This window comes from Pseudomonas sp. LBUM1660 (assembly GCF_059695935.1).
In genome coordinates this window covers 59,532-85,353 of the sequence record NZ_CP166795.1, presented here as the reverse complement: position 1 = coordinate 85,353, position 25,822 = coordinate 59,532, and the positions used below count along the sequence as shown (strand labels likewise).

The 25,822-nt window shown below is 59.7% G+C and carries 27 protein-coding genes; 15 read left to right on the top strand and 12 right to left on the bottom strand.

Going from position 1 to position 25,822, the window contains the following annotated elements:
* The gene (locus ACA068_RS00410) at window positions 1-651 is read right to left on the bottom strand and encodes a hypothetical protein (RefSeq protein ID WP_497306785.1); all 651 of its coding nucleotides are present in this window, start codon (window positions 649-651) and stop codon (window positions 1-3) included.
* Between the two features lie 372 nt (window positions 652-1,023).
* Between ACA068_RS00410 and coxB the strand changes: the two genes are divergently transcribed.
* The 4 genes from coxB to ACA068_RS00390 all read left to right on the top strand — a co-directional run bounded on the left by coxB (window position 1,024) and on the right by ACA068_RS00390 (window position 5,450).
* A complete protein-coding gene (gene coxB / locus ACA068_RS00405; protein ID WP_497306783.1) occupies window positions 1,024-2,151 on the top strand; it encodes a cytochrome c oxidase subunit II in 1,128 nt (375 codons plus the stop codon).
* Between the two features lie 82 nt (window positions 2,152-2,233).
* A complete protein-coding gene (gene ctaD / locus ACA068_RS00400; protein ID WP_461956485.1) occupies window positions 2,234-3,820 on the top strand; it encodes a cytochrome c oxidase subunit I in 1,587 nt (528 codons plus the stop codon).
* Between the two features lie 165 nt (window positions 3,821-3,985).
* Window positions 3,986-4,537: a cytochrome c oxidase assembly protein gene (locus tag ACA068_RS00395; RefSeq protein ID WP_497306781.1), complete on the top strand. Its 552-nt coding sequence runs from the start codon at window positions 3,986-3,988 to the stop codon at window positions 4,535-4,537.
* A gap of 25 nt (window positions 4,538-4,562) precedes the next feature.
* Window positions 4,563-5,450: a cytochrome c oxidase subunit 3 gene (locus tag ACA068_RS00390; protein ID WP_497306779.1), complete on the top strand. Its 888-nt coding sequence runs from the start codon at window positions 4,563-4,565 to the stop codon at window positions 5,448-5,450.
* Window positions 5,451-5,454: 4 nt separating this feature from the next.
* On the opposite strand, the gene ACA068_RS00385 is transcribed toward ACA068_RS00390, so the two are convergent.
* On the bottom strand, window positions 5,455-5,658 hold the full coding sequence (locus ACA068_RS00385) for a twin transmembrane helix small protein (protein ID WP_094469789.1): 204 nt from the start codon (window positions 5,656-5,658) through the stop codon (window positions 5,455-5,457).
* A gap of 70 nt (window positions 5,659-5,728) precedes the next feature.
* On the opposite strand from ACA068_RS00385, the gene ACA068_RS00380 reads away from it, so the two are divergent.
* Genes ACA068_RS00380 through ACA068_RS00360 form a run of 5 tightly spaced genes read left to right on the top strand, consistent with a single transcriptional unit; the run spans window position 5,729 to window position 9,652 of the window.
* The gene (locus ACA068_RS00380; RefSeq protein ID WP_497306777.1) at window positions 5,729-6,469 is read left to right on the top strand and encodes an SURF1 family protein; all 741 of its coding nucleotides are present in this window, start codon (window positions 5,729-5,731) and stop codon (window positions 6,467-6,469) included.
* Entirely contained in the window at window positions 6,435-7,043 is a 609-nt protein-coding gene (locus ACA068_RS00375) for a PA_0111/PP_0108 family redox-active disulfide protein (RefSeq protein WP_497306775.1), read from the top strand. The genes ACA068_RS00380 and ACA068_RS00375 overlap by 35 nt, the downstream gene beginning before the upstream one ends.
* A 10-nt stretch (window positions 7,044-7,053) precedes the next feature.
* Window positions 7,054-8,133, top strand: a complete 1,080-nt coding sequence (locus tag ACA068_RS00370; protein WP_403105296.1) for a COX15/CtaA family protein — start codon at window positions 7,054-7,056, stop codon at window positions 8,131-8,133.
* On the top strand, window positions 8,121-9,020 hold the full coding sequence (gene cyoE, locus ACA068_RS00365; protein ID WP_497306773.1) for a heme o synthase: 900 nt from the start codon (window positions 8,121-8,123) through the stop codon (window positions 9,018-9,020). The genes ACA068_RS00370 and cyoE overlap by 13 nt, the downstream gene beginning before the upstream one ends.
* The gene (locus tag ACA068_RS00360) at window positions 9,017-9,652 is read left to right on the top strand and encodes an SCO family protein (protein WP_497306772.1); all 636 of its coding nucleotides are present in this window, start codon (window positions 9,017-9,019) and stop codon (window positions 9,650-9,652) included. Before cyoE ends, ACA068_RS00360 begins: the two co-directional genes overlap by 4 nt.
* 148 nt (window positions 9,653-9,800) lie before the next feature.
* Here ACA068_RS00360 and ACA068_RS00355 read toward each other — a convergent pair whose 3' ends face one another.
* From ACA068_RS00355 to ACA068_RS00345, 3 genes are all read right to left on the bottom strand, one after another.
* Window positions 9,801-10,571, bottom strand: a complete 771-nt coding sequence (locus tag ACA068_RS00355; protein WP_497306770.1) for a MetQ/NlpA family ABC transporter substrate-binding protein — start codon at window positions 10,569-10,571, stop codon at window positions 9,801-9,803.
* A gap of 72 nt (window positions 10,572-10,643) precedes the next feature.
* Window positions 10,644-11,318: a methionine ABC transporter permease gene (locus ACA068_RS00350; protein ID WP_497306768.1), complete on the bottom strand. Its 675-nt coding sequence runs from the start codon at window positions 11,316-11,318 to the stop codon at window positions 10,644-10,646.
* The gene (locus ACA068_RS00345) at window positions 11,318-12,325 is read right to left on the bottom strand and encodes a methionine ABC transporter ATP-binding protein (protein WP_497306766.1); all 1,008 of its coding nucleotides are present in this window, start codon (window positions 12,323-12,325) and stop codon (window positions 11,318-11,320) included. Before ACA068_RS00345 ends, ACA068_RS00350 begins: the two co-directional genes overlap by 1 nt.
* A 260-nt stretch (window positions 12,326-12,585) precedes the next feature.
* Between ACA068_RS00345 and katE the strand changes: the two genes are divergently transcribed.
* Window positions 12,586-14,724, top strand: coding sequence for a catalase HPII (gene katE / locus ACA068_RS00340; protein WP_497306764.1), 2,139 nt, complete (start codon window positions 12,586-12,588; stop codon window positions 14,722-14,724).
* A gap of 122 nt (window positions 14,725-14,846) precedes the next feature.
* Here katE and ACA068_RS00335 read toward each other — a convergent pair whose 3' ends face one another.
* Genes ACA068_RS00335 through zur form a run of 4 tightly spaced genes read right to left on the bottom strand, consistent with a single transcriptional unit; the run spans window position 14,847 to window position 17,649 of the window.
* Complete coding sequence (locus tag ACA068_RS00335; protein WP_497306763.1) at window positions 14,847-15,563, bottom strand: PA5502 family lipoprotein; 717 nt, start codon at window positions 15,561-15,563, stop codon at window positions 14,847-14,849.
* A gap of 37 nt (window positions 15,564-15,600) precedes the next feature.
* Window positions 15,601-16,389 (bottom strand): zinc ABC transporter permease subunit ZnuB, encoded by a 789-nt coding sequence (gene znuB / locus ACA068_RS00330; protein ID WP_497306761.1) that lies wholly within the window; start codon window positions 16,387-16,389, stop codon window positions 15,601-15,603.
* Complete coding sequence (gene znuC, locus ACA068_RS00325) at window positions 16,382-17,167, bottom strand: zinc ABC transporter ATP-binding protein ZnuC (protein WP_497306759.1); 786 nt, start codon at window positions 17,165-17,167, stop codon at window positions 16,382-16,384. The genes znuB and znuC overlap by 8 nt, the downstream gene beginning before the upstream one ends.
* Entirely contained in the window at window positions 17,167-17,649 is a 483-nt protein-coding gene (gene zur / locus ACA068_RS00320) for a zinc uptake transcriptional repressor Zur (protein WP_010465632.1), read from the bottom strand. Before zur ends, znuC begins: the two co-directional genes overlap by 1 nt.
* Before the next feature lie 66 nt (window positions 17,650-17,715).
* Between zur and ACA068_RS00315 the strand changes: the two genes are divergently transcribed.
* On the top strand, window positions 17,716-18,636 hold the full coding sequence (locus ACA068_RS00315) for a zinc ABC transporter substrate-binding protein (RefSeq protein WP_497306757.1): 921 nt from the start codon (window positions 17,716-17,718) through the stop codon (window positions 18,634-18,636).
* Between the two features lie 118 nt (window positions 18,637-18,754).
* Here ACA068_RS00315 and ACA068_RS00310 read toward each other — a convergent pair whose 3' ends face one another.
* Window positions 18,755-19,705, bottom strand: coding sequence for a homoserine kinase (locus ACA068_RS00310; protein ID WP_497306755.1), 951 nt, complete (start codon window positions 19,703-19,705; stop codon window positions 18,755-18,757).
* Window positions 19,706-19,763: 58 nt separating this feature from the next.
* Entirely contained in the window at window positions 19,764-20,054 is a 291-nt protein-coding gene (locus ACA068_RS00305) for a DUF2782 domain-containing protein (protein ID WP_076029142.1), read from the bottom strand.
* Between the two features lie 74 nt (window positions 20,055-20,128).
* On the opposite strand from ACA068_RS00305, the gene polA reads away from it, so the two are divergent.
* Window positions 20,129-22,900, top strand: coding sequence for a DNA polymerase I (polA, locus tag ACA068_RS00300; RefSeq protein ID WP_497306754.1), 2,772 nt, complete (start codon window positions 20,129-20,131; stop codon window positions 22,898-22,900).
* Window positions 22,901-23,184: 284 nt separating this feature from the next.
* Here the strand turns inward: polA and yihA are convergent, their stop codons facing one another.
* Window positions 23,185-23,829 (bottom strand): ribosome biogenesis GTP-binding protein YihA/YsxC, encoded by a 645-nt coding sequence (yihA, locus tag ACA068_RS00295; RefSeq protein ID WP_497306752.1) that lies wholly within the window; start codon window positions 23,827-23,829, stop codon window positions 23,185-23,187.
* 191 nt (window positions 23,830-24,020) lie between these two features.
* Here yihA and ACA068_RS00290 point away from each other — a divergent pair, with 191 nt between their 5' ends.
* From ACA068_RS00290 to ACA068_RS00280, 3 genes are all read left to right on the top strand, one after another.
* Window positions 24,021-24,311: a c-type cytochrome gene (locus tag ACA068_RS00290; protein ID WP_497306750.1), complete on the top strand. Its 291-nt coding sequence runs from the start codon at window positions 24,021-24,023 to the stop codon at window positions 24,309-24,311.
* A 46-nt stretch (window positions 24,312-24,357) separates the two neighbouring features.
* Window positions 24,358-24,969 (top strand): c-type cytochrome, encoded by a 612-nt coding sequence (locus tag ACA068_RS00285; RefSeq protein ID WP_461978199.1) that lies wholly within the window; start codon window positions 24,358-24,360, stop codon window positions 24,967-24,969.
* Window positions 24,970-25,169: 200 nt separating this feature from the next.
* A complete protein-coding gene (locus ACA068_RS00280) occupies window positions 25,170-25,811 on the top strand; it encodes a thiol:disulfide interchange protein DsbA/DsbL (RefSeq protein ID WP_497306748.1) in 642 nt (213 codons plus the stop codon).
* Window positions 25,812-25,822 lie beyond the last annotated feature (11 nt).

The window sequence follows — 25,822 nt, the reverse complement described above, 5'->3', positions numbered from 1 at the left end:
TTAGGCCGCTGGCTGATCCAGCTCCAGCCCTACACCCAGCTGGCGCGACAGGCACGGCCAGCGCTTCCACGCGGCGCCGGTGTCCGGGCTGTTGAGTTTTTCGCGATAAGCCTCCACGGACTCCAGCGCGAAACTCTCTTCATCAAGCATCTCGTCCACGGCGTGATGTACCGCCTCGTCCAGCTGGTTGGCGAAGTCCTCGCCGATCAGTTGGTGGGCAATCAGGTTGGCGACAGTCATGTCCAAGGGAATCAGTGGCTGGCCAAAATGCTTGATGTACAGGTCATTGACCTCTTCAACCAACCGATGCGCCAGATAGGCTTCGTCCAGCAGGCTGTCCAGGCCGACATGACCGGCCATGATTGCCGGTGGCTGGAGGAAGAACTGTTCGGCGATGTTCAGCACCGGCTTGATCTGTGATTCGATGCCCGCTTCCCTGGCGACTTCATTGGCTGCATCCAGCAGGTCCGGCACTTGCTCTATATACGCGGCCACAAAACGCGTCATCACGCCGTTGGCGTCGACATCCGGCAATTGGATGGCGGAGTGAAGGTGTGGCAATTGAGTTTCAAGCTGACGCGTCAGCAGGCCGGTTTCGGCCTCGTGTTGTTGGGCTTTTTGGATCTGCTCGCGCAATGCGGCGGTGTTCATGAAAACTCCAGGGAACAAAGGCAATGAAATAGGGAAGACATAACTTAGCTGGCTTATGAAAAATGCTAAGACGCATTTGTCATAATTGTTTCATTATTGAGACGCCTCCGTTATATCGATTTGCCACCACTCGTCTGCATCCTTCTCCATTCGTGCCCTTGAACGCAAGTCCCACCTGTTTCAGATCATTTACGCCATCACGTTGCGAGGTAGCAGTCGCTGTCTATACTCGGGTGGGAATGGAGTTAGCTGATGACGCCCGACTGCACACGCAGCAAGGCTCGGCGATTCAAGTTTCGTAGTCTGAAAAAGCCGCTCCCTTGCCGCAGGTGAAAGCCGGCGGGATAACAAGAACGATAAGGGGAACCCGCAATGATGCGACATCCACACGTCTGGATGGGCCTCCTGTTGTGGTCGATTTTCAGCCAGGCGCAAGCCGCCTGGACTGTGAATATGGCGCCGGGAGCGACTGAAATCAGTCACGCAGTATTTGACCTGCACATGACCATTTTCTGGATCTGTGTAGTGATCGGCATCATCGTCTTCGGCGCCATGTTCTGGTCGATGATGGTCCACCGCCGCTCCACGGGGCAGGTGGCCGCAAAATTTCATGAAAGCACCACCGTTGAAATCCTCTGGACCATCGTGCCCTTCCTGATCCTGGTGGCCATGGCGGTTCCTGCGACGGCAACCCTGATCAAGATGTACGACGCCAGTGAGCCGGATATCGATATCCAGGTCACCGGCTATCAGTGGAAGTGGCATTACAAATACCTGGGCCAGGACGTCGAGTTCTTCAGCAACCTGACGACCCCCGCCGACCAGATCCACAACAAGGAAACCAAGGGCGAGCATTACTTGCTCGAGGTGGACAAGCCGCTGGTGCTGCCAATCGGCGCCAAGGTGCGCTTCCTCGTGACGTCGGCCGACGTTATCCACTCCTGGTGGGTACCGGCCTTTGCGGTCAAGCGCGATGCGATTCCGGGGTTCGTCAACGAAGCCTGGACCCGCGTCGACAAACCCGGCATCTACCGTGGCCAGTGCGCCGAGTTATGCGGCAAAGACCACGGCTTCATGCCGATTGTGGTCGAGGTCAAGGAAAAGGCCGATTACGAAAAATGGCTGGCCGAGCGCAAGGCCGAAGCCCTGCAGCTTAAAGAGCTGACCAGCAAGGAGTGGACCCTCGACGAACTCAAAGAGCGCGGCGACAAGGTCTATCACACCACCTGCGTCGCCTGTCACCAGGCCGAAGGTCAGGGCTTGCCGCCGATGTTCCCGGCGCTCAAGGGCTCGAAAATCGCTACCGGACCGATCAAGGATCACCTGAGCATTGTCTTCCACGGCAAGCCCGGCACCTCCATGGCGGCGTTCGGCAAACAGCTCTCGGAAGTCGATATCGCAGCGGTCGTGACCTACGAACGTAACGCCTGGGGCAACAACAAAGGCGACATGGTCACTCCTAAAGAAGTGCTGGAGCTGAAACAGGCGGAAAGCAAATGACCCGGTCTATTGCGCAACCAAGGAACCGGTCGGGGCAGCGCGCCCCGGCCTGCCCAGCCCATCTGTTTGCAGGAGACACGCCATGAGCGCCGTCATCGATGACCATGGTCATGCCGATCACGCCCACGGTCCCGCCAAAGGCCTGATGCGTTGGGTGCTGACCACCAACCACAAGGACATCGGCACGCTGTACCTGTGGTTTGCGTTTTCCATGTTCCTGTTGGGCGGCTCGTTCGCGATGGTGATTCGCGCCGAGCTGTTCCAGCCGGGACTGCAAATCGTCCAGCCGGAATTCTTCAATCAGATGACCACCATGCACGGTCTGGTCATGGTGTTCGGTGCGGTGATGCCGGCGTTCGTCGGCCTCGCCAACTGGATGATCCCGTTGATGATCGGCGCGCCCGACATGGCCCTGCCCCGGATGAACAACTTCAGCTTCTGGCTGTTGCCGGCGGCATTCATCCTGCTGGTGTCGACCCTGTTCACCCCCGGCGGTGGACCGAACTTCGGCTGGACGTTCTACGCCCCGCTGTCGACGACCTATGCACCGGAAAGCGTGACGTTCTTCATCTTCGCCATCCACTTGATGGGGATCAGTTCGATCATGGGTGCGATCAACGTGATCGCCACCATCCTCAACCTGCGCGCCCCCGGCATGACGTTGATGAAAATGCCGCTGTTCGTCTGGACCTGGCTGATCACCGCGTTCCTGCTGATCGCGGTAATGCCGGTACTGGCCGGGTGCGTGACGATGATGCTGATGGACATCCACTTCGGCACTAGCTTCTTCAGTGCCGCCGGTGGCGGTGACCCGGTACTGTTCCAGCATGTGTTCTGGTTCTTCGGTCATCCCGAGGTGTACATCATGATCCTGCCGGCCTTCGGTGCCGTCAGCTCGATCATCCCGACCTTCTCGCGCAAACCGCTGTTTGGCTACACCTCGATGGTCTACGCCACGGCGAGCATCGCGTTCCTGTCGTTCATCGTCTGGGCGCACCACATGTTCGTGGTCGGCATTCCGCTGGTGGGCGAGTTGTTCTTCATGTACGCCACACTGCTGATCGCGGTGCCGACCGGGGTGAAAGTGTTCAACTGGGCCAGCACCATGTGGCAAGGCTCACTGACCTTCGAGACACCGATGCTGTTCGCGGTGGCCTTCGTGATCCTGTTCTCCATCGGGGGCTTCTCCGGGCTGATGCTGGCCATCGCCCCGGCAGACTTCCAGTACCAGGACACCTACTTCGTGGTCGCGCATTTCCACTACGTACTGGTGCCCGGGGCGATCTTCGGGATTTTCGCCTCGGCCTACTATTGGTTGCCGAAATGGACCGGCCACATGTACGACGAAACCCTCGGCAAGCTGCACTTCTGGCTCTCGTTCATCGGCATGAACATGGCGTTCTTCCCGATGCACTTCGTGGGGCTGGCGGGCATGCCGCGGCGGATTCCGGACTACAACCTGCAATTCGCCGACTTCAACATGGTGTCGTCGATCGGCGCGTTCATGTTCGGCGCCACGCAGATCTTCTTCCTGTTCATCGTGATCAAGACCATCCGCGGCGGCGAGCCGGCACCGGCCAAACCGTGGGATGGCGCGGAAGGCCTGGAGTGGAGCATCCCGTCACCGGCGCCGTATCACACCTTCACCACACCGCCGGAAGTGAAATGAACAGCCTTGCCTTTGTGGAAGCGAGCTTGTGTAGCGAGGGAGCTTGCTCCCGCTCGGCTGCGAAGCAGACGCCAAGCTTTTGGGGCCGCTTCGCGACCCAGCGGGAGCAAGCTCCCTCGCCACAAAGGCCCGCTCCTATCGGGTTATGCGTAGAGGCTGGAAACCATGGCTGATTCGATTTCGATGAAGAAGCTTGTCACTCGCCTGCTGTTGGTCGTGGTGGCGATGTTTGTCTTCGGCTTTGCCCTGGTGCCGATCTACGACGTGATGTGCAAGGCGTTCGGCATCAACGGCAAGACCGGCGGGCAGTACGAGGGCGAGCAGACGGTCGACACTTCGCGCCAGGTGCGCGTGCAGTTCCTGTCGACCAATTCCGCCGACATGTCCTGGGATTTCTATCCCAAAAGTGACGAACTGACGGCTAACCCGGGGGCCGTGAACGAGATGATTTTTATCGCGCACAACCCGACCGACAAACCGATGAGCGCGCAAGCAGTGCCGAGCATCGCTCCCAGCAACGCGGCGGCGTATTTCCACAAGACCGAATGTTTCTGCTTTACCCAGCAAGTGCTGCAGCCCGGTCAACGGATCGAGATGCCGGTACGTTTCATCGTTGACCGCGACATGCCCAAGGAAGTGAAGCACCTGACGCTGTCCTACACGCTGTTCGATATCACCGCCCGACATCCACCGGTCGCTGTAAACACTGGCGGCTGAGCGTGCCCGATAAGGAGAACAATAAATGGCAACTCATGAGCACTATTACGTACCGGCCCAGAGCAAATGGCCGATCATTGCCACGCTCGGTATGTTCGTCACCGTGTTCGGCCTGGCCACCTGGTTCAACGACCTGAAGGCGGCGCGGCCGGAGTCTCACGGCCCGCTGATCTTTTTCGTCGGTGGACTGCTGCTGGCCTACATGCTGTTCGGCTGGTTCGGAACCGTGATCAAGGAAAGTCGCCAAGGGTTGTACAGCGCACAGATGGATCGCTCGTTCCGCTGGGGCATGAGCTGGTTCATCTTCTCGGAGGTGATGTTCTTCATCGCGTTCTTCGGCGCTCTGTTTTATGTGAGAACTATTTCCGGCCCGGCGCTCGGGGGTGAAGGGGCCAAAGGCCTCGCTCATATGCTCTGGCCTAATTTCGAGTTCGTCTGGCCGTTGCTGAATAACCCTGACTCAAAACTGTTTCCGCCGCCCAAGGAAGTCATCAGTCCCTGGGGCCTGCCGCTGCTCAATACCGTGTTGCTGGTGAGTTCCAGCGTCACCGTGACCATCGCCCACCACGCCTTGAAAAAGGGCCATCGCGGTGCGCTGAAAATCTGGCTGGCGATCACCGTATTGCTGGGCTGCGCGTTCCTCGGTTTTCAGGCCGAAGAATATATGCACGCCTACAACGAACTGGGCCTGACGCTGGGTTCGGGCATCTACGGCGCAACGTTCTTTATGCTCACCGGCTTCCACGGCGCCCACGTGACCATGGGCACCATCATTCTGTTTGTGATGCTGATGCGGATCATGCGCGGGCACTTCGATAACGAACACCAGTTCGGTTTTGAAGCGGCGAGTTGGTATTGGCACTTCGTGGACGTGGTGTGGATCGGTCTCTTCGTTTTCGTCTACGTGCTCTGAGGCGTTACCAAGGCGCAGTAGAAACCAACTGGCCGCTGAAAAAACCCCAGGCAATCAAGCCGACGGTGATGGCGGCCAGGGCAACACGAACACTCAAGGCAATGACGAGGCGGTTCGAGCTGCTGTCGTCCTTGACCAGAAAAAACAGGCCGCTGAACAGGCTGACAACCGTGGCAATCAGCATCAGGACGATGGCTGCTTTGAGCATGGTGGGACTCCGGGGGGAAGGCGATGCACTTGAGTATAGCTATCGCAACCAGCGACTTTCTGGCGACGCCATGAAGCGCTTCCGGCCGGGCATCGTGCCGACCCTGGTGGTCGCACTTCTATTGCCCATGCTGGTGTCACTCGGGTTCTGGCAATTGAGCCGGGGCGCGGAGAAAAGCGCGCTGTTGCAAAGCTACTCCGAGCGCCGGGCGGCTGAACCGATGGCCAGTGCCGAGCTGCCACACACCGAGGATCCGGCTTTTCGCCGGGTTCGAATTCACGGTCAGTTCGATGCCGCACACAGTCTGCTGCTGGATAACCGCCAGCGCGACGGCAAGGTCGGCGTCGAACTGCTGCAACCGTTTCAGGATCAGGCGACCGGGCTCTGGTTGCTGGTCAATCGTGGCTGGCTGCCGTGGCCGGATCGGCGCACCCCGCCGCAGTTCACTACACCGACTCAGGCCCTGAGTCTGGATGCCTGGGTTTACGTCTCCCCTGGCGCCACCTTCCAATTGCACGCCGACCCAAGCACCACCACGTGGCCACACCTGATCACTGCCGTCGAACCGGCCAAGCTGTGGACGACGCTCGACCGTGACGGTTTTGCCTACGAGTTACGCGCAGAAGCCGGCCCCGCGTCCTACCAGGCCGATTGGCCCGTAGTGGCCATGGGGCCGGAAAAACATATCGCTTATGCCGTGCAGTGGTTCGCCATGTCGATCGCCCTGTTCGGCCTTTATCTCTATCTCGGCTGGCACAACGCAAAGGAGAAACACCATGGGAGCGGCCATGAATCCACCCAGCATGTCTGAGGCGAAAACGCCGGTGAGTCGGCGCAAGGGCCGGTTGCAGTTATTGCTGATCCTGATGGGGGTGATCGGTCCGATGATCCTCGCCACGGGCATGTACAAATTGCAGTTCTGGGTGCCGGAGGGCCGCAGCTATCACGGCGAGCTGATCGGAAACGGCCAGACCCGTGCCGAGCTTGGCGTGCAAGCGCAAGAGGACCGTTGGCAATTGCTGGTCACCGCGCCCAAGGAGTGCTCGGTGGACTGCCAGCAACTGGTGTACCTGGCGCGGCAGGTCCAGATCGGCCTCAGCCGCGATGCGTCACGCGCCAGCCACGCACTGGCTGCTGCGCAACCGCTGACGGCCGATTACGACGCCAAGCTGACCCGCGAATACCCGCAACTGCAACGCTACCCAATGGACCTGACCACCTTCAGCGCTTTCAATAAAAAAAGCGGGACCGGCGACAAGGCCGCACCACAACTTTGGATCATCGACCCGCACGGCAATCTGGTGCTGCGCTACGACCCAACGGTGAAGGGCAAGGACTTGCTCAACGACCTGCGTCATCTGTTGAAACTGTCGAACATCGGATAAGGGCATCGTCATGGCCAAACCTGGATTTCGCCTCGCGCTGTTTGCCACCTTGCTGGCACTGATTGTAGTGTTGCTCGGCGCCTACACCCGCCTGACCCACGCCGGCCTCGGCTGTCCGGACTGGCCGGGGTGCTACGGCTTTATCAGCGTGCCGAAAAGCGAAGCCCAACTGGCCCATGCCGAATTGCATTTTCCCGATGCGCCCGTCGAAGCCCACAAAGGCTGGAACGAGATGGTCCACCGCTATTTCGCCGGCACCCTCGGGTTGTTGATTTCAGTACTGGCCGGTCGCGCCTGGGTGCACCGCCGGCATCCGGGGCAACCGGTGAAGTTGCCGTTGTTTCTGCTGGCGGTGGTGATCGCCCAAGCGGCGTTCGGCATGTGGACGGTGACGCTCAAGCTCTGGCCGCAGGTGGTGACCGGGCATTTGCTCGGCGGGTTTGCGACATTGAGTCTGTTGTTTTTGCTGACATTGCGATTGTCCGGCGTATTGCCGGCGCTGACCGTGCCACGGCGTTTGCAGCACTGGGCGACGGCCGGGTTGCTGCTGGTAATCCTGCAAGTCGCCCTTGGGGGCTGGGTCAGTTCCAACTATGCAGCCGTGGCGTGCATCGACTTCCCGACCTGCCATGGGCAATGGCTGCCACCGGCTGATTTCGCCAACGGTTTTCACCTGACCCAACACATCGGCCCCAATTACCTCGGCGGGCAACTGGACAGCGATGCCCGCACGGCGATTCACCTGACTCACCGCATCGGCGCGTTGTTGGTAACGCTCGTGCTGCTGGGGCTGGCCTGGCAACTGAAAGTGGTTGGCATGACGCGCTTGGCCGGACTGGTGCTGATCGCACTCGCCGCGCAAATCACCCTCGGCATCAGCAACGTCTTGTTCCACTTGCCGCTGCCCGTCGCCGTCGCGCACAACGCGGGTGGCGCAGCGCTGCTACTGACAATGGTGCTGGTCAATTATCACGCGCGAACCAGCCTGGTTCGGGTCAAACAGCAAAACCCTGCGCGCTGGCGGTTCAGCCCGCGCAAACACTCAGCCGGGCCCATAACAATAAAAGGAGAGATGCCATGGCGACTCTGATCGGCGAACGTCACAGTCAGGCGATCTGGCGTGACTACCTGGAGCTGACCAAGCCGAAAGTGGTGGTGCTGATGCTCATCACCTCGCTGGTCGGCATGTTCCTCGCGACCCGCGCCGGGGTGCCGTGGACGGTGCTGGTGTTCGGCAATCTGGGGATCGCGTTGTGTGCCGGCGGTGCGGCGGCGGTGAACCATGTGGTGGACCGGCGTATCGATGCAGTGATGGCGCGTACCCACAAACGTCCCTTGGCAGAAGGTCGGGTATCACCGGCGGCGGCTCTGACGTTTGCCTTGGTATTGGCGGTGCTTGGGCAAGCCGTACTGCTGGCCTTCACCAACGCGCTGACCGCCTGGCTGACCCTCGCGTCCTTGCTCGGTTATGCGGTGGTCTACACCGGCTTCCTGAAACGCGCGACGCCGCAGAACATTGTCATCGGCGGCCTGGCTGGTGCGGCCCCGCCGTTGCTCGGCTGGACCGCTGCCACCGGCCATATCAGCGCCGAACCCTTGCTGCTGGTCCTGATCATCTTTGCCTGGACCCCACCACACTTCTGGGCCCTGGCCATACACCGCAAAGAGGAATACGCCAAGGCTGACATCCCGATGTTGCCGGTGACCCATGGCGAGCATTACACCAAGGTCCATATCCTGCTTTATACCTTCGTGCTGCTGGCCGTCAGCCTGATGCCCTACGTGATCCACATGAGCGGCATGCTCTACCTGATTTGCGCCCTGGGACTGGGCGCAAGGTTTCTGCAATGGGCCGTGGTGCTGTACCGTGGCACTCGGCCGCACGCGGCGATCAACACGTTCAAGTACTCTATTTACTACTTGTTCCTGCTGTTTATCGCGCTGCTCGTAGACCACTACTTATTGTTGAACCTATGACTCGAACTCAGAAAACCGTCTTTATCCTCGTCGCCCTGATCGCGCTGGTCATGGGCCTGACCATCAACAAAGTGCTGTCCGGCAAAGGCCAGGGCGATCCGACAGCATTGATCGACGCCGGGATCATTTTGCTGCCGCAAAGCCGCAACCTGCCGGACGTGACGATGACCGATCAGGACGGCAAGCCAGTGATGGTCAACGAGCTGAAAGACAAGTGGTCACTGCTGTTCTTCGGCTACACCTTCTGCCCGGACATCTGCCCGACCACCCTCGCCCAGCTGCGCCAGATCAAAAGCGAACTGCCGCCAGAGGCCGTGGCGAAGTTGCAGATCATCCTGGTCAGCGTCGACCCGAACCGCGACACGCCCAAACAGCTCAAACAGTACCTGGGCTACTTCGATCCGCAGTTCACAGGCCTGACGGCTTCGTCGGTTGAAGACATTCAGAAACTGGCCAATGCGGTGAGCATTCCGTTTATTCCGGCAGATACCAGCAAGCCGAATTACACGGTTGATCACAGCGGCAACCTGGCGGTGATCGGCCCGGACGGGACACAGCGTGGGTTCATTCGCGCACCGCTGAATAACGCCAAGTTGGTGGCGCAGTTGCCGGTGATGCTGAACCGCAAATAAGCGACGTCCTCTGTAGGAGCCAGGCTTGCCGGCGAAAGCGCCCGTGAGATCGCCTTCGCCGGCAAGCCTGGCTCCTACAGGGGACGGTGTTTCAGGCATAAAAAATGGGGCGCATTCAATGCGCCCCATTTTTCGTTCAAGCGGTAGATCAGAACGCCGGCAATACCGCGCCTTTGTACTTCTCGAGGATGAAGGCCTTCACTTCCGGGCTATGCAGGGCAGCAACCAGCTTCTGCATCGCTGCGCTGTCCTTGTCGTCCGGGCGGGCTACGAGGATGTTCACGTAAGGCGAGTCGTTGCCTTCGATGACCAGCGCGTCCTTGGACGGATCGAGCTTGGCTTCCAGCGCGTAGTTGGTGTTGATCAGCGCCAGGTCGACCTGGGTCAGCACGCGCGGGATGGTCGCGGCTTCCAGCTCACGGAATTTCAGGTCCTTGGGGTTCTCGGTGATGTCCTTGACGGTCGACAGGATGTTGTTCGAATCCTTCAACTTGATCAGGCCGGCCTTGGCCAGCAGCAACAGTGCACGACCGCCGTTGGTAGCGTCGTTCGGGATCACCACGTTGGCGCCGCCCGGCAGCTCGGTCAGTGCCTTGTACTTGCTGGAGTAAGCGCCCAGCGGTTCCAGGTGCACACCGGCAACGGCGACCAGGTCGGTGCCCTTGGCCTTGTTGAACTCATCGAGGTACGGCTGGTGCTGGAAAAAGTTGGCGTCCAGGCGTTTTTCGGCGACCTGCACGTTTGGCTGGATGTAGTCAGTGAACACTTTGACTTTCAGGTCCACGCCTTCTTTGGCGAGGGCCGGTTTGACGAATTCGAGGATTTCCGCATGCGGGACCGGGGTGGCTGCGACGGTCAGGGTGTCCGCGTGGGCGGAAAATGCTGCAACGGCTGCGAACGCGACGAATAGTTTTTTCATTCAGCTAACTCCTTGTGGGGCACCCGCTTGCGGCGCCCGTTTGGCACCTGCCAGCGAATGGCCGGCTCAATCTTATTTACGTGAGAAATGGACGACCAGTTTGTCGCCAACCATTTGCAGAACCTGCACCAGCACCAGCAACAGCACCACGGTGACGATCATCACATCGGTCTGGAAACGCTGGTAGCCGAAACGGATCGCCAGGTCACCCAACCCACCGGCGCCGACCACCCCGGCCATCGCCGTGTAGGACACCAGTGTAATAGCCGTCACCGTAATCGCCGCGTAAATGCCCGGGCGGGCTTCTGGCAGTAAGGCGTTGATGATGATCTGCCGGGTAGTCGCTCCCATGGCCTGGGTGGCTTCGATGATGCCGCGATCCACCTCGCGCAGAGCGGTTTCCACCAGTCGCCCGAAGAACGGCGTGGCGCCCACCACCAGCGGCGGGATCGCACCGGCGACGCCGAGCGAGGTGCCGGTGATCAGCACGGTGAACGGGATCATCACGATCAGCAAAATGATGAACGGCAGCGAACGCAGGATGTTCACCGCCAGTGACAGCACGGCGTAGAGGGCTCTGGATTCCAGCAACTGACGCGGACTGCACAGGAACAACAGCACGCCCAGCGGGAGGCCGAGCAACACGGTGAACAACAGCGAACCGAAGAGCATCAGCAGGGTATCGCCGGTGGCCAGCCAGATTTCGAACCAGTCGATATTAACGAAGAAACTTGTCAGGACTTCCATTAGCGCAGGACCTCCATGTGGACGTCAGCCGCGGTGAAGTGGGCGAACGCCGCCTCCATGTCGCCACCGGTAACAGCCAGGGTCAATTGCCCATAGGGGACGTCTTTGATGCGGTCGATACGACCGGCCAGGATGCTGTAGTCCACACCCGTTTCCCGAGCGACGGTGCCCAGCAATGGCGCGTAGGTCGCTTCGCCCTGGAAAGTCAGACGCACGATGCGGCCCGGCACGTGAGCGAAGTCGTCACGCTGTTCGCTTTCATCGATCTGATCGTCTTCTTGCACGAAACGCTTGGTGGTCGGGTGATTGGGATGCAGGAACACCTGGGCGACCGAACCTTGCTCGACGATCACACCCGCGTCCATGACTGCGACCTGGTCGCAGACCCGGCGGATCACGTCCATCTCGTGGGTAATCAGGACGATGGTCAGTTTCAGCTCGCGATTGATCTCGGCCAGCAATTGCAGGACCGACGCCGTGGTCTGCGGGTCCAGGGCGCTAGTGGCTTCGTCGCACAACAGAATTTTCGGCTTGGTCGCCAGGGCGCGGGCAATGCCGACGCGCTGCTTCTGGCCGCCGGACAGCTGCGCCGGGTACTTCTTGGCGTGGTCGGACAAGCCGACCCGAGCCAGCAACTCGGCGACACGCTGGTCGATCTCGCTGCGCGACAGTTCACCGGCCAGGGTCAACGGCAGCGCGACGTTGTCAGCCACGGTCTTGGACGCCAGCAGATTGAAGTGCTGGAAAATCATCCCGACCTGCTGGCGGAAGCGGCGCAGGCTGTTGGCATCGAGCGCCGTGACTTCTTCGCCGTCGACGAAGATCTTGCCGCCACTGGATTCTTCCAGGCGATTGATCAGACGCAGCAGGGTACTTTTTCCCGCGCCGGAGTGACCGATCAGGCCGAAGACCTGACCGTTCTCAATCGACAGACTGGTCGAGTGCAGAGCGGGGATATCCTTACCGGCGACGCGGTAGGTTTTGTGGACGTTTTGAAACTCGATCACGTAGCGAACCTTGTGGGGCGCGTTGGAATAGGGTCAGCAGTTAGCCGGGCGCGCATTTTAGCCTGTCCGTATAGAGGTTATTAGCATTTATTCCGCATTCAACCTTCCATTTGGCAATAACGCGATCGAAGGTTAGAAAAAAGGAACGGCTAAAAAGCTCGCCAGTCACTAATAAGGCAACTCGAAAACGCCCCCGGTGCCGTGCCTGGGGAATGCATATAAGTCCTGGCTACGGGATCGCAACGAGGAGTTTACGACTGATGAGCACTAAAAAGCCTGCCGCACCCAAAAGCGCACTGGCCGGGACCGATACCCTGGACCGCGGCAACACCAATGCCAAGCTCGATAGCCTGGAAAAATTCCGCTCCGACGCCACCGAGCAAGCCCTGCGGACCAATCAGGGCGTGAAGGTTTCGGACAACCAGAACACCTTGAAGGTCGGCGCCCGCGGGCCGTCGTTGCTGGAAGACTTCATCATGCGTGAAAAAATCACGCATTTTGACCATGAGCGGATCCCGGAGCGCATCGTCCATGCACGGGGCACTGGCGCTCATGGTTTTTTCCAGACCTATGAAAACCATTCCGTACTGACCAAGGCCGGTTTCCTACAGGACCCGGGCAAGAAAACCCCGGTCTTCGTGCGCTTTTCCACGGTGCAGGGACCGCGCGGGTCAGGCGATACCGTGCGGGACGTGCGAGGTTTCGCCGTGAAGTTCTTCACCGACGAAGGCAACTTCGACCTGGTGGGCAACAACATGCCGGTGTTTTTCATTCAGGATGCAATCAAGTTTCCTGACTTCGTGCATGCTGTGAAACCGGAGCCACACAACGAGATTCCTACCGGCGGCTCGGCTCACGACACCTTCTGGGACTTCGTTTCTCTGGTACCGGAATCAGCGCACATGGTGATCTGGGCCATGTCCGACCGGGCGATCCCGAAAAGCCTGCGCAGCATGCAAGGCTTTGGCGTGCATACGTTCCGGTTGATCAACGCCGAAGGGAAGTCGCGCTTCGTCAAATTCCACTGGCGCCCTACCGCCGGTACTTGCTCACTGGTGTGGGATGAAGCGCAGAAGCTGGCCGGCAAAGACACCGACTACCACCGTCGCGATCTGTGGGAATCGATCGAGATGGGCGACTACCCGGAATGGGAACTGGGCGTGCAGGTCATCGAGGAAGAAAACGAACATAAATTCGACTTCGATATCCTCGACCCGACCAAGCTGATCCCGGAAGAACTGGTGCCGATTACCCCGCTGGGCAAGATGGTGCTCAACCGCAACCCGGACAACTTCTTCGCTGAAACCGAGCAAGTTGCGTTCTGCCCGGGCCATATCGTGCCAGGCATCGACTTCTCCAACGATCCTTTATTGCAGGGACGGCTGTTTTCCTACACCGATACGCAGATCAGCCGACTCGGCGGGCCGAACTTTCACGAGATTCCGATCAACCGCCCGGTGGCGCCGTTCCATAACGGCCAACGGGATGCGTTGCATCGCACCACCATCGACAAGGGACGCGCATCCTACGAGCCGAACTCCATCGATGGTGGCTGGCCGAAGGAGACGCCGCCCGCCGCGCAGGACGGTGGGTTCGAGACCTACCCTGAGCGCATCGATGCCAACAAGATTCGCCAACGCAGCGAGTCGTTCAGCGACCATTTCTCCCAAGCGCGCCTGTTTTTCCACAGCATGAGCAAGCACGAACAGGAACACATCATCTCGGCGTACAGCTTTGAGCTGGGCAAGGTTGAGCGTGAGTTCATCCGGGCGCGTCAGGTGAATGAGATCCTGGCCAATATCGACCTGGAACTGGCAAAGCGCGTGGCGCAGAACCTCGGCTTGCCCGCGCCGAAGGCTGGCACCGTTGAAGTGCGCAAGACTTCGCCGGACCGCTCGCCCGCCTTGAGCCAGGCCAATCTGCTGCCCGCAGATATCAAAACCCGAAAAGTGGCGATTCTCGCGGCCAACGGTGTCGATGGTGCTGCGATTGATGCGATGAAGAAGGCGCTGAAGGCCGAAGGTGCGCACGCCAAATTGCTCGGCCCGACTTCCGCGCCGGTGACCACCGCCGATGGCAAAACACTGCCGGTGGACGCTTCGATGGAAGGCTTGCCTTCGGTGGCATTCGATGCGGTATTCGTGCCCGGTGGCGCGGCGTCGATCAAGGCGTTGAGCACTGATGGCGTGGCGCTGCATTACCTGCTGGAGGCGTACAAGCACTTGAAGGCGATTGCGCTGCATGGCGAGGCGAAGCAGTTGCTGGATGTGTTGAAGCTGGAGGCTGATGCGGGGCTGATCGTGGGTGCGGATGCCAAGTTGATCAAACCGTTTTTTGCCGCGATCGGGCAGCATCGGGTTTGGGATCGGGAGCCGAAGGCCAAGGCGATTCCGGCTTAAAGTGTTGTATTGCTAGATGAGACGCCTTCGCGGGCAAGCCTCGCTCCTACAGAGTTTCGTGTCGTTCATTACATTAGCGAACGACACACATCCTGTAGGAGCGAGGCTTGCCCGCGAAGCTTTTAGGGTTTACGAGGGCTCAACACCATCTGCGCCGGAACGTTGCGCAGGATCTGCTTCTCAAGGTTCAGATCAAACCCTGAATCCAGCTTCTTCACCCGTTTGGTCAGCAATGTGGCCAGCCAAGGGAAATCCTGAGTACGCGGCGCCTGGATGCTGACATCGCACTGGTAATTCACCACATCGGCGGCGATCGCATCCAATTGACGACGAAGCTTGGTCATATCGGTGAGGTTCAACGCAATCGTGGTGCTTTCAGCCGTAGGATCGATGACTTTGGCCTGTGGCTTGGCCTCGGCAGCCATGAGCGCCGCTTCAGCCCTGTCCAGCTCAGCTTTACGGGCATTGACGATGGCGTTGTTGACCCCACCCGTCAGCGCCGGAGCCTTTGGCATCAATGCCCGAGCCCGAGCCAGCGCCGTGGCGGCCGCATTCACATCACCCTTTTGCAACACGATCTGGCTGCGGCGCAAATAGGCTTCGGCCAATTGCCGCTGATATTGCACAAGGGATGGATCGTCGGGCGACTGGGCCTGCAAGGTTGCCAGTTGATCTTCGGCAGTGGCCAGCTCGCTGCTGGCCAGGTTTTGTTCCAGCTGCGCGATGGCCGTGGCCCGTGCATCGGTCGCCACAGTGGTGGCCGATGGCGTGCTTTGGCAAGCACCCAGTAGCAGCGAAAATGCGACAAGGAGCAGATAACGGGAGGCTAACAGCTTCATTCCTGCGACTCTCTATTTGCGCAAAAAACGAGCAAGTCTACACCCCTCGACGGGGCAGGACAAAACTCAGAAGAAACAGTGCGGCGGCCGTCACAACAATCGATGGGCCCGCCGGGGTGTCCTTGAACCACGACAGCGCCAGCCCGCCACAGACCGCGAGCATGCCCAGCAGGCTCGCGCCCAGTGCCATCTGCTCCGGCGAGCGGGCGTGACGTTGTGCCGCAGCCGCCGGGATGATCAACAGCGAAGTAATCAGCAACACACCGACGATTTTCATCGCCACCGCGATCACCACAGCGATCAGCAACATCAGGGTCAGGCGCAGCGCCGGCACGGGCAAACCTTCCACCCGGGCCAGTTCTTCATGCACCGTGATTGCCAGCAATGGCCGCCACAATGTCACCAGCAACGCGAGAACGCCGGCGCTGCCGCCGAGTATCCAGGCCAGGTCGGTCGGGCTGATCGCCAGCAAGTCACCGAACAGGTACGCCATCAGGTCGATCCGCACTTCGTGCATGAAGCTTAGTACGACCAGGCCCAGAGAGAGCGTGCTCGGTGCGAGAATTCCCAAAAGTGTGTCGGACGCCAGCGGCTGCCGCTGTTGCAACGTCACCAGCAACACCGCCAAAAGCAAACAGCCGACGGTGACCGCCACCGTCGGGCTGACATCCAGCAGAAAGCCCAACGCCACTCCGAGCAAGGCCGCGTGGGACAAGGTGTCGCCGAAATAGGCCATGCGCCGCCAGACCACAAACGAACCCAACGGTCCTGCGACCAGTGCCAAAGCCAGACCTGCAAGCAGGGCGTAGAGCAGAAAATCAGCCATGCTTGCAGCTATCTCCATGGACATGGGTGTGGGCCGCCGGGACCGCGCTGACTACCGAACCATGCAGGTCATGGGCGTGGTCGTGGTGGTGGTGATAAATCGCCAGGCTTTGTGCGTTCTTGCCGAACAGCTCGACGAAAGCCGGATCGCCGCTGACCTGTTCCGGGTGCCCGGAGCAACAGACATGACGATTCAGGCAAACCACCTGATCGGTGGTGCTCATGACCAGGTGCAAATCATGGGAGACCATCAACACGCCGCAGCCGTGACGGTCGCGCAGGCGCGTGATCAGGCTGTAGAGCTCGGCTTGGCCGGCCACGTCGACGCCTTGCACCGGTTCGTCGAGCACCAGCAGTTCCGGCTCACGCAGCAGGGCCCGAGCCAATAGCACGCGCTGCATTTCACCACCGGAAACACTTTGCACCGGACTGTCGATCACTTGCTCAGCGCCGACTTCCTTGAGTGCCGCCAAGGCCCTGGCGCGGTCCACGCCCGGCACCAGACGCAAGAAGCGCAGCACGGACAGCGGCAGCGTCGGGTCGACGTGAAGTTTTTGCGGCATGTAACCGACCCGCAGTTTCGGCTTGCGCCAGACGCTGCCACTGTCCGGCTTCAACAGGCCGAGCACGGCGCGCACCAGCGTGGTTTTGCCAGCGCCGTTCGGGCCGATCAGGGTGACGATCTGCCCCGGCTCGACGCTCAGCTCGATGTTATCCAGCACGTTTTGCCCGGCAAAGGTGACGGCAACGTTCTCGAGGCGGATCAGCGCATTGCTCATTAAGCCCCCTGGCAACCCGAGCAGAGGCCGACCACTTCGACGGTCTGGCCTTCGACGACGAAACCGACGTCCTTGGCGCTGCTGATGATCGCGTCGCTGATGGATTTCTGTTCGAGCTCGATGGCGGCGTGGCATTCGCGGCAAATCAGGAACTGGCCTTGGTGGGCATGCTCCGGGTGATTGCAGCCAACGAAGGCGTTGAGCGAGGAGATGCGGTGGACGAGGCCGTTTTCCAGCAGGAAATCCAGCGCACGGTACACGGTTGGCGGCGCGGCGCGGCGGCCGTCCTGCTCACTGAGTACCGCGAGAATGTCGTAGGCACCCAGCGGCTTGTGGCTTTGCCACACCAGCTCCAGCACCCGCCGACGCAAGGCAGTCAGGCGCAGGCCTTGACGTGCGCACAAGGCATCGGCCTCAGTCAGTGCGCTATGCACGCAATGAGAGTGGTCGTGGGGACGGCTGGCAATCGGTGTTTTAGGCATGAGCGGCGACGAGTTTTGTGAGAGACGTTATTATGTTACCCGTTCTCGCCTCTTCGAGTGGTCATCGTGTCCCGACTTTTTTCTATCTTTGTCACATTTGTCGCCAGTTTTCTGTTCATTGGCTCAGTTCAAGCCGACGTCAAAGTCCTCACCAGCATAAAGCCGCTACAGCTGATTGCCGCTGCGGTGCAGGACGGCGTGGCGATCCCGGAAGTGCTGCTGCCACCGGGTGCTTCGCCGCATAACTATGCGTTGCGTCCGTCCGACGTGCGCAAGGTGCAATCGGTGGATCTGGTTTACTGGATCGGTCCGGCCATGGAAGGTTTCCTGCCTCGCGTACTGAACGGTCGAACCCTGCCGAGCGTCGCCGTGCAGGATTTGCCGGGGCTAAAACTGCGCCACTTCGGCGAAGACAGCCATTCCCACGCGGAAGAAGCCGACGAGCATGACCACGATCATCGCCCAGGCAGCCTGGACGCGCATTTGTGGTTGTCGCCGGTAAACGCTCGGGTGATTGCCACAAAAATGGCTGCTGACTTGAGTGCAGCCGATCCGGCCAACGCCATGCGTTATCAGAGCAACCTCAAGGCGTTCGATGAGCGTCTGGATGCAATGGATCTTCGCTTGAAAGCGCGTCTGGCCGGCATCGCAGGCAAACCGTACTTCGTATTCCACGAGGCCTTCGACTACTTTGAAAACGCCTACGGCCTCAAGCACACTGGCGTATTCAGCGTCGCCGCCGAAGTCCAGCCGGGCGCCCAGCACGTCGCGGCGATGCGCACGCGGTTGCAGGAAGTCGGCAAGACCTGTGTGTTCAGTGAGCCGCCCCTGCGTCCACGCCTGGCGGAAACCCTGGTGGCCGGCCTGCCGGTAAAATTGGCGGAACTGGATGCGTTGGGTGGGTACACGCCGGCGACTGCGCAGGGGTATGAGCAGGTGCTGGAGAAGTTGGGGAATGATTTGGCGGGGTGTCTGGAGTCGTTGTAACGGCGGGATCTGCGACGCCCCAATTCGCGGGCAAGCCTCGCTCCTACGGAATTTGTGCCGTTCGCAGATAATGTGAACGACACAAACCCTGTAGGAGCGAGGCTTGCTCGCGAAGCTTTCAAAGGGCGAAAGGTAGCGGTGTGCTGACCTTTTGCCGCTGCGCCAACCGCTGCTGGAATTCCATCGGATCGTGAATCAACACATCCTGCCCGGCAAACGACTCCGCGGCAATCAACCGTGACAACCAGAACCGCACACACGCCACGCGCAGCATGGTCGGCCACAACTCGGCCTCGGCTGCCGTAAATGGCCGCAACGCCGCATAAGCGCCCAACAACGCCCGCGCCCGAGGCCCATCGATCAGTCCGTTGTCGTCCGAACACCAGTCATTCAAGGCAATGGCCACGTCGTAGAGCATCGGCCCCGAGCACGCGTTGTAGAAATCAATCAACCCGGTCAGGTGCGTGCCTTCGAACATCGCGTTATCGCGGAACAGATCCGCGTGGATGTTGGCCCGTGGCAACGCCAGAATTTTCGTCTTCTGCTGAGTGATTTCGTCCAGCGCCCGTTGCAACAAATCACTCTGCTCGGCATTCAGGTGGGACAGCAACTGCGTGCCCTCCTCCAGCATCCAGTCCAGGCCACGATCGGTTTTGCGCTTGATCATGTTGGCCTGGGTCGCCAGGTGCAGGTGGCCTAGCAACTCGCCGACTTGAGCACAATGCTGCGCGTTGGCGTCCTTGATGTGCTTGCCGGCCAGGCGTGGTTGCAACAGCGCAGGCTTGCCGGCCAGTTCGCGCAAGGCCACGCCGTCGGTGGTGCGCAACGCGTAAGGCACTGGCAGATCAGCCTCGTGCAGCACATCAAGCAGTTCGATGAAGAACGGCATCTCCTGAACCGGACCGCGCTCGACCAGGGTCAGGACAAATTCGCCCTGCTCCAGGCTGATGAAGAAATTGGTGTTTTCACTACCGGCGGCAATTCCCTGGAAATCAAGCAGGCGGCCGAGCCCGTATGGGGCGAGAAAGGTTTCCAGCTCGGGCCGAGCCAGCGGGGTGAACACAGACATGTTTAAACTGCCAGTACGGGCGCCGCTGCTTGAGCCAGCGCCGATTGAAATTAAGAAACTACTTCCACTCAAAAATTTTCCACGACGGAATCAGCATATCCGGCTGATCCGAGCGGATGAAGTTTGCATCTGTACCGTCCGCACGCACCAGGAAATACGGCGGTGCGCCCTTCGGCGTGACCTTGATCGCGTACAGGAAACCGTTTTGGCGGTACTCCTGGATCGTTTTGTCCCCTTCCGTGCGGATCGTGACTTCCGGCTCCGGTGTCGGCGCATCGTCCGCCGCCATGACGGCCAGGGGAACGGTTGCAAACAAGCCAGCCAGCAACAGGCGATTTAGTGTGCGCATGATAACCTTGTCCCTTTGTCGTCAACGGTCCCGCTATTCTAGCGCCGGACCCGCCGAAAAGGTTGATCCTGCTCATGAGCCAAGCCCCCCTCGTCCTGGTGGACGGTTCTTCTTACCTGTACCGCGCCTTTCACGCCCTGCCGCCGCTGACCACTTCCAAAGGTCTGCCGACCGGTGCGGTCAAAGGCGTGCTGAACATGCTCAAGAGTCTGCGCAAGCAGTACCCGGACAGTCCGTTCGCCGTGGTGTTCGACGCCAAGGGTGGGACTTTTCGCGATGACATGTACGCCGAATACAAGGCCAACCGTCCGAGCATGCCGGATGACATGCGCGTACAGATCGAGCCACTGCACCAGAGCGTGATCGCCCTGGGCTTCCCGTTGTTGTGCGTCGAAGGCGTCGAGGCCGATGACGTGATCGGCACCCTGGCCCGCAGCAGCGCCGCGGCTGACCGTCCGGTGGTGATCTCCACCGGCGACAAGGACATGGCGCAACTGGTCGACGGCCACATTACCTTGGTCAACACCATGACCGGTAGCGCGCTGGACGTGGAGGGCGTGAAGGAGAAATTCGGCGTCGCTCCCGAGCAGATCATCGATTATCTGGCACTGATGGGCGATTCTTCCGACAACATTCCGGGCGTTCCGGGCATTGGTCCGAAAACCGCTTCCGGCCTGCTGGTGGGCGTGAACGGCGGCCTGACCGAGCTGTACGCACAGCTCGACATCGTCCCGACCCTGCCGATTCGCGGCGCCAAGACCCTGCCGGCCAAGCTCGAAGAGCACAAGGAGATGGCGTTCCTCTCCTATCAACTGGCAACCATCAAGATCGACGTGCCGCTGGACATCGGGCTCGACGACCTGCAAATGGGCCGGCCGGATCACGACAAACTCGCTGAGCTCTACACCCTGCTCGAATTCAAGAGCTGGTTTGAAGATAACCAGCGTGATGCCAAGCGTTCCGGCCAGGAAGTCAGCACCCCGGTGGTTGAAGAAGCCGCTGTCGAGACCGTGCTCAAGTACACCACGATCCTCACCCAGGCCGATTTCGACCTGTGGCTGAAGAAACTCAACGACGCCAAGCTGATCGCCTTTGATACTGAAACCACCGGCATCGATGCGCAGCAGGCGCAACTGGTCGGCCTGTCGTTTGCTGTACAGGCCAACGAAGCGGCCTACATCCCGCTGACCCATTCCTACATGGGTGTGCCGGATCAGCTTGATCGCGACACCGTGCTGCGCGCGTTGAAACCGATTCTGGAAGACCCGAACAAACTCAAGGTCGGCCAGCACGCCAAGTTCGACATGAACATCCTGGCCAACTGCGCCATCGGTGGCGACCAAAACTGCGGCATCACCGTGCAAGGCATCGCGTTCGACACGATGCTCGAATCCTACGTGCTGGATTCCACCGCGACCCGCCATGACATGGACAGCCTGGCGCTCAAGTACCTGAACCACACCACTACGAGTTTCCAGGACATCGCCGGCAAGGGCGCCAAGCAGCTGACGTTTGACCAGATCTCGCTGGAACTGGCCGGGCCTTACGCCGCCGAAGACGCCGACGTGACGCTGCGCCTGCATCAAACTTTGCAGGAAAAGCTCAATGCCATTCCGAGCCTGAGCAAAGTCCTGAGCGAAATCGAAATGCCGTTGGTGCCGGTGCTCGCCCGCATCGAACGCCAGGGCGCGCTGGTCGATGCCAATCTGTTGGGCATTCAAAGCGTTGAACTGGGCGACAAAATGGTCGCGCTGGAGCGTGAGGCATTCGCCATCGCCGGTGAAGAATTCAACCTCGGCTCGCCGAAGCAATTGGGCGTGATCCTGTACGAAAAACTCGGCTTGCCGATCCTCAGCAAAACCGCCAAGGGCCAGGCGTCCACCGCCGAAGCGGTACTGGCGGAACTGGCCGAGCAGGACTACCCGCTGCCCAAAGTGCTGATGCAGTACCGGTCGATGAGCAAACTGAAAAGCACGTACACCGATCGCCTGCCGGAGCAGATCAACCCGCGCACCGGGCGGATTCACACGTCCTATCATCAGGCTGTCGCGGCGACCGGGCGTTTGTCGTCCAGCGATCCAAACTTGCAGAACATTCCGATCCGCACGGCCGAAGGGCGGCGGATTCGTCAGGCGTTCGTCGCGCCAAAAGGCTACAAGTTGCTGGCGGCGGACTATTCGCAAATCGAACTGCGGATCATGGCGCACCTGGCCAAGGACGAAGGTTTGCTGCACGCGTTCCGCAATGACCTGGACGTGCATAAAGCCACCGCCGCCGAAGTGTTCGGCGTGGAACTGGCCGAGGTCACCACCGATCAGCGTCGCAGCGCCAAGGCGATCAACTTCGGTTTGATCTACGGCATGAGCGCGTTTGGCCTGGCCAAGCAGATCGGCGTTGATCGCAAGCAATCCCAGGCGTACATCGACCGTTATTTCGCCCGCTACCCGGGTGTTCTGGCGTACATGGAACGCACCCGCACCCAGGCGGCCGAGCAAGGTTTTGTCGAAACGATCTTCGGCCGACGCCTGTACCTGCCGGAAATCAACGCGAAGAACCCGGCCCTGCGCAAAGGGGCCGAACGCACGGCGATCAACGCCCCGATGCAGGGCACGGCGGCGGACATCATCAAGAAAGCCATGGTGGCTGTGGATAACTGGCTGACCTCATCGGGCCTCGACGCCAAAGTCATCCTGCAGGTGCACGATGAATTGGTGCTTGAGGTGCGTGAAGATCTGGTCGACCAGGTTCGCGATGAAATTCGCGTGCACATGAGCGACGCCGTGAAGCTGGATGTTCCGTTGCTGGTCGAGGTTGGCGTAGGCAATAACTGGGATGAGGCTCACTGAGCCGTCTGAAAAGGCGTTTTCTGCTGCGGCATAGTGCCGCGGCAGAAGGGTGAAGGGCCCTTATTTCGGAAAGAAATCACACTTATTACAAATGGTTTCTGAAGCTCCGGAACTAAACCTGTGAACTGCCACTCAGAGTTACTGAATGGCTGGTGAAGCCCTTCGAAGCTCCTATGTTGTGTTAAGTGTTGGCAGATATCTGGATCCCGCCCTAGCGGTCCGGAACTTGAACCCCGGAACTTCCCCCTCCCCATAAGAAGTCCGGGGTTTTTTTTGCCTGCGATTTATTGCGGGGCAACCTCGGAGCCTTTGTCCGCCAGTTCCATCCAGCCTGCCAATACAGTGTAGGCGTCTTCCAGGCCCATGCGTTTTGGCGCCGAGAACAACTGGATGCTGATCGCATCGCCCCACCCTTTGCGGATGTCTGTCTGAACCTTGAGCAGAACGTTTTTCGCCGCGCCGTAGGTCAGCTTGTCGGCTTTGGTCAGCAAAATGTGCATCGGCATGCCGCTGGCGACGGCCCAGTCGAGCATCAACAGGTCGAAGTCGGTCATTGGATGACGGATGTCCATCATCAGAATCAGGCCTTTCAAACTTTCGCGACCACCCAGATAAGCTTCCAGGTGACGCTGCCAGTGCAGCTTCAACGGGATAGGCACTTTCGCGTAACCGTAACCCGGGAGGTCGACCAGACGACGATCATCGTCTAGCTTGAAGAAGTTCAAGAGCTGCGTGCGACCCGGAGTTTTCGAGGTCCGCGCCAGGCTGGCGTGCGTCAGGGTGTTCAGCGCACTGGATTTGCCGGCGTTGGAACGCCCGGCGAAGGCCACTTCAAAGCCTTCGTCATCGGGACATTGGTCGACTTTGGCAGCGCTGAGCATGAAGGTGGACTGTTGGCACAGGCCGAGGATGGGGTTCTTGAGTTGCATGGGATTTCCGATGTGGGCGGCGCCGGGAATGGACGCGGCGAGCAGTGTCGTTTCCGTTTCAGTGACGCCAGTATATAATGCCGCAGATTTTGTGTGCGCTTTGTCCCAGCGTAGGATGAAGTTCACGAGAGCGATAGACCTTGATTGCGCATTAGAACGCAGAACGCTCTCAACCCTGAAAAGGTCGTTTTATGACGAAATGGCTGCTAGCTGCCGGTGTCTTGATGCCGCTTTACAGCGCTCAGGCTACACAGGATCCGGAAGCTGTGTACAACCGTGTTTGTGGTGCCTGTCATTCCGGCCAACTACCCATGGCGCCCAAAAAGGGCGATCAGGAAGCTTGGACGCCGAGGTTGGCGAAAGGTATGGAGACGCTGGTGCAACACGTGACCCAGGGTTTCAAGGCGATGCCGCCGCGTGGTTTGTGCATGGACTGCAGTGCCGAGGATTACCATGCCATCATCCAGTGGATGAGCGAGTGATCCCGGTCCATAACTCTTTAACCCTTAGCCGTAGTTGGATTAGCTGATGAACAAATTGATCGTGAGTCTGCTGTTGACCGTGGGGATCTCCGGCGTAGCCCATGCTGCAGGTGATGCGACTGCTGGTCAGGCGAAAGCCGCAGTATGTGGCGCCTGTCATGGCCCGGATGGCAACAGCATGGCGCCTAACTTTCCGAAACTGGCAGGCCAGGGCGAGCGTTATCTGAACAAGCAGCTGCACGACATCAAGTCCGGCAAACGCACCGTTCTGGAAATGACCGGCCTGCTGACCAACCTGAGCGATCAGGACCTGGCTGATATCTCCGCCTACTTCGCCAGCCAGAAAGGCAGCGTTGGCGCCGCCGACCCGAAAGTCGTGTCTCGCGGTGAAGCCTTGTTCCGCGGCGGCGACCTGGCCAAGGGCCTGCCAGCCTGCACCGGCTGCCACTCTCCAGATGGCAAGGGCAACGCAGCTGCCGGCTTCCCGCATCTGGGTGGCCAGCACGCTCAATACGTTGCCAAGCAATTGACCGACTTCCGCAAGGAAGAAGGCGGTCGTGCCAACGATGGCGATACCAAGCCGATGCAGAGTATTGCCAAAAAACTCAGCGACGAAGATATCGCGGCAGTGTCCAGCTACATTCAAGGCCTGCATTAAGACCGGCGAATCGGGCGTCGTGCGGGACGTACATCTCCTGCAACGTTAACGCTCTATTAATCCGTCGCAGCAAGTATAAAAAGGGTGGCTCAGGCCGCCCTTTTTTGTGGCCGCTGCCGTTACACTACAGAACTCAAGCCCGCCAGGACCTGTCTGAAAACAGGTCGCGCGAGGCGACCAAAATTGTCCAGGAGTAAAGCATGCGTAATCTGATCATCAGCGCCGCACTCGTCGCTGCCAGCCTGTTCGGCGTGACTGCCCAAGCCGCCGAAGCACCCGCCGCCCCTTATGTCGAATTGACCAATCCGGTCCCGGTCGCCGTGCCTGGCAAGATCGAAGTCGTGGAGCTGTTCTGGTATGGCTGCCCGCACTGCTACTCGTTCGAGCCGGTGATCAATCCCTGGGTTGAAAAATTACCTTCCGATGTGAACTTCGTGCGCATTCCTGCCATGTTCGGCGGCCCATGGGACGCACACGGCCAAATGTTCCTGACCCTTGAAGCCATGGGCGTTGAGCACAAGGTTCACACGGCGGTTTTCGAAGCTATCCAGAAAGAACACAAAAAACTGACCACTCCAGAAGAGATGGCAGAATTCCTTACCACCCAGGGCGTCGACAAAGACAAGTTCCTGGCCACCTTCAACTCCTTCGCCATCAAAGGCAAAGTCGCACAGGCCAAAGAGCTTGCGAAGAAGTATGAAATCTCCGGCGTACCGACCTTGATCGTCAACGGCAAGTATCGCTTTGACGTGGGCTCTGCCGGCGGCGCCCAACAAGCACTGCAACTGGCCGACAAACTGGTCGACCAAGAGCGAGCGGCTAACAAGGCTGCTGCCAACTAAGCGCGGGGCCC

Bases quoted from the DNA above. Each gene is read 5' to 3' on its own strand.
- ACA068_RS00375 (WP_497306775.1), top strand. From the start codon at position 6,435: ATGGGAGCGGCCATGAATCCACCCAGCATGTCTGAGGCGAAAACGCCG.
- katE (WP_497306764.1), top strand. From the start codon at position 12,586: ATGAGCACTAAAAAGCCTGCCGCACCCAAAAGCGCACTGGCCGGGACC.
- ACA068_RS00355 (WP_497306770.1), bottom strand. From the start codon at position 10,571: ATGAAAAAACTATTCGTCGCGTTCGCAGCCGTTGCAGCATTTTCCGCC.
- ACA068_RS00380 (WP_497306777.1), top strand. From the start codon at position 5,729: ATGAAGCGCTTCCGGCCGGGCATCGTGCCGACCCTGGTGGTCGCACTT.
- ACA068_RS00350 (WP_497306768.1), bottom strand. From the start codon at position 11,318: ATGGAAGTCCTGACAAGTTTCTTCGTTAATATCGACTGGTTCGAAATC.
- ACA068_RS00285 (WP_461978199.1), top strand. From the start codon at position 24,358: ATGAACAAATTGATCGTGAGTCTGCTGTTGACCGTGGGGATCTCCGGC.
- ACA068_RS00390 (WP_497306779.1), top strand. From the start codon at position 4,563: ATGGCAACTCATGAGCACTATTACGTACCGGCCCAGAGCAAATGGCCG.
- cyoE (WP_497306773.1), top strand. From the start codon at position 8,121: ATGGCGACTCTGATCGGCGAACGTCACAGTCAGGCGATCTGGCGTGAC.
- ACA068_RS00370 (WP_403105296.1), top strand. From the start codon at position 7,054: ATGGCCAAACCTGGATTTCGCCTCGCGCTGTTTGCCACCTTGCTGGCA.
- ACA068_RS00410 (WP_497306785.1), bottom strand. From the start codon at position 651: ATGAACACCGCCGCATTGCGCGAGCAGATCCAAAAAGCCCAACAACAC.
- znuB (WP_497306761.1), bottom strand. From the start codon at position 16,389: ATGGCTGATTTTCTGCTCTACGCCCTGCTTGCAGGTCTGGCTTTGGCA.
- ACA068_RS00290 (WP_497306750.1), top strand. From the start codon at position 24,021: ATGACGAAATGGCTGCTAGCTGCCGGTGTCTTGATGCCGCTTTACAGC.
- ACA068_RS00305 (WP_076029142.1), bottom strand. From the start codon at position 20,054: ATGCGCACACTAAATCGCCTGTTGCTGGCTGGCTTGTTTGCAACCGTT.
- zur (WP_010465632.1), bottom strand. From the start codon at position 17,649: ATGCCTAAAACACCGATTGCCAGCCGTCCCCACGACCACTCTCATTGC.
- coxB (WP_497306783.1), top strand. From the start codon at position 1,024: ATGATGCGACATCCACACGTCTGGATGGGCCTCCTGTTGTGGTCGATT.
- ACA068_RS00385 (WP_094469789.1), bottom strand. From the start codon at position 5,658: ATGCTCAAAGCAGCCATCGTCCTGATGCTGATTGCCACGGTTGTCAGC.
- ACA068_RS00335 (WP_497306763.1), bottom strand. From the start codon at position 15,563: ATGAAGCTGTTAGCCTCCCGTTATCTGCTCCTTGTCGCATTTTCGCTG.
- polA (WP_497306754.1), top strand. From the start codon at position 20,129: ATGAGCCAAGCCCCCCTCGTCCTGGTGGACGGTTCTTCTTACCTGTAC.
- ACA068_RS00280 (WP_497306748.1), top strand. From the start codon at position 25,170: ATGCGTAATCTGATCATCAGCGCCGCACTCGTCGCTGCCAGCCTGTTC.
- znuC (WP_497306759.1), bottom strand. From the start codon at position 17,167: ATGAGCAATGCGCTGATCCGCCTCGAGAACGTTGCCGTCACCTTTGCC.
- ctaD (WP_461956485.1), top strand. From the start codon at position 2,234: ATGAGCGCCGTCATCGATGACCATGGTCATGCCGATCACGCCCACGGT.
- ACA068_RS00310 (WP_497306755.1), bottom strand. From the start codon at position 19,705: ATGTCTGTGTTCACCCCGCTGGCTCGGCCCGAGCTGGAAACCTTTCTC.
- ACA068_RS00360 (WP_497306772.1), top strand. From the start codon at position 9,017: ATGACTCGAACTCAGAAAACCGTCTTTATCCTCGTCGCCCTGATCGCG.
- ACA068_RS00395 (WP_497306781.1), top strand. From the start codon at position 3,986: ATGGCTGATTCGATTTCGATGAAGAAGCTTGTCACTCGCCTGCTGTTG.
- yihA (WP_497306752.1), bottom strand. From the start codon at position 23,829: ATGCAACTCAAGAACCCCATCCTCGGCCTGTGCCAACAGTCCACCTTC.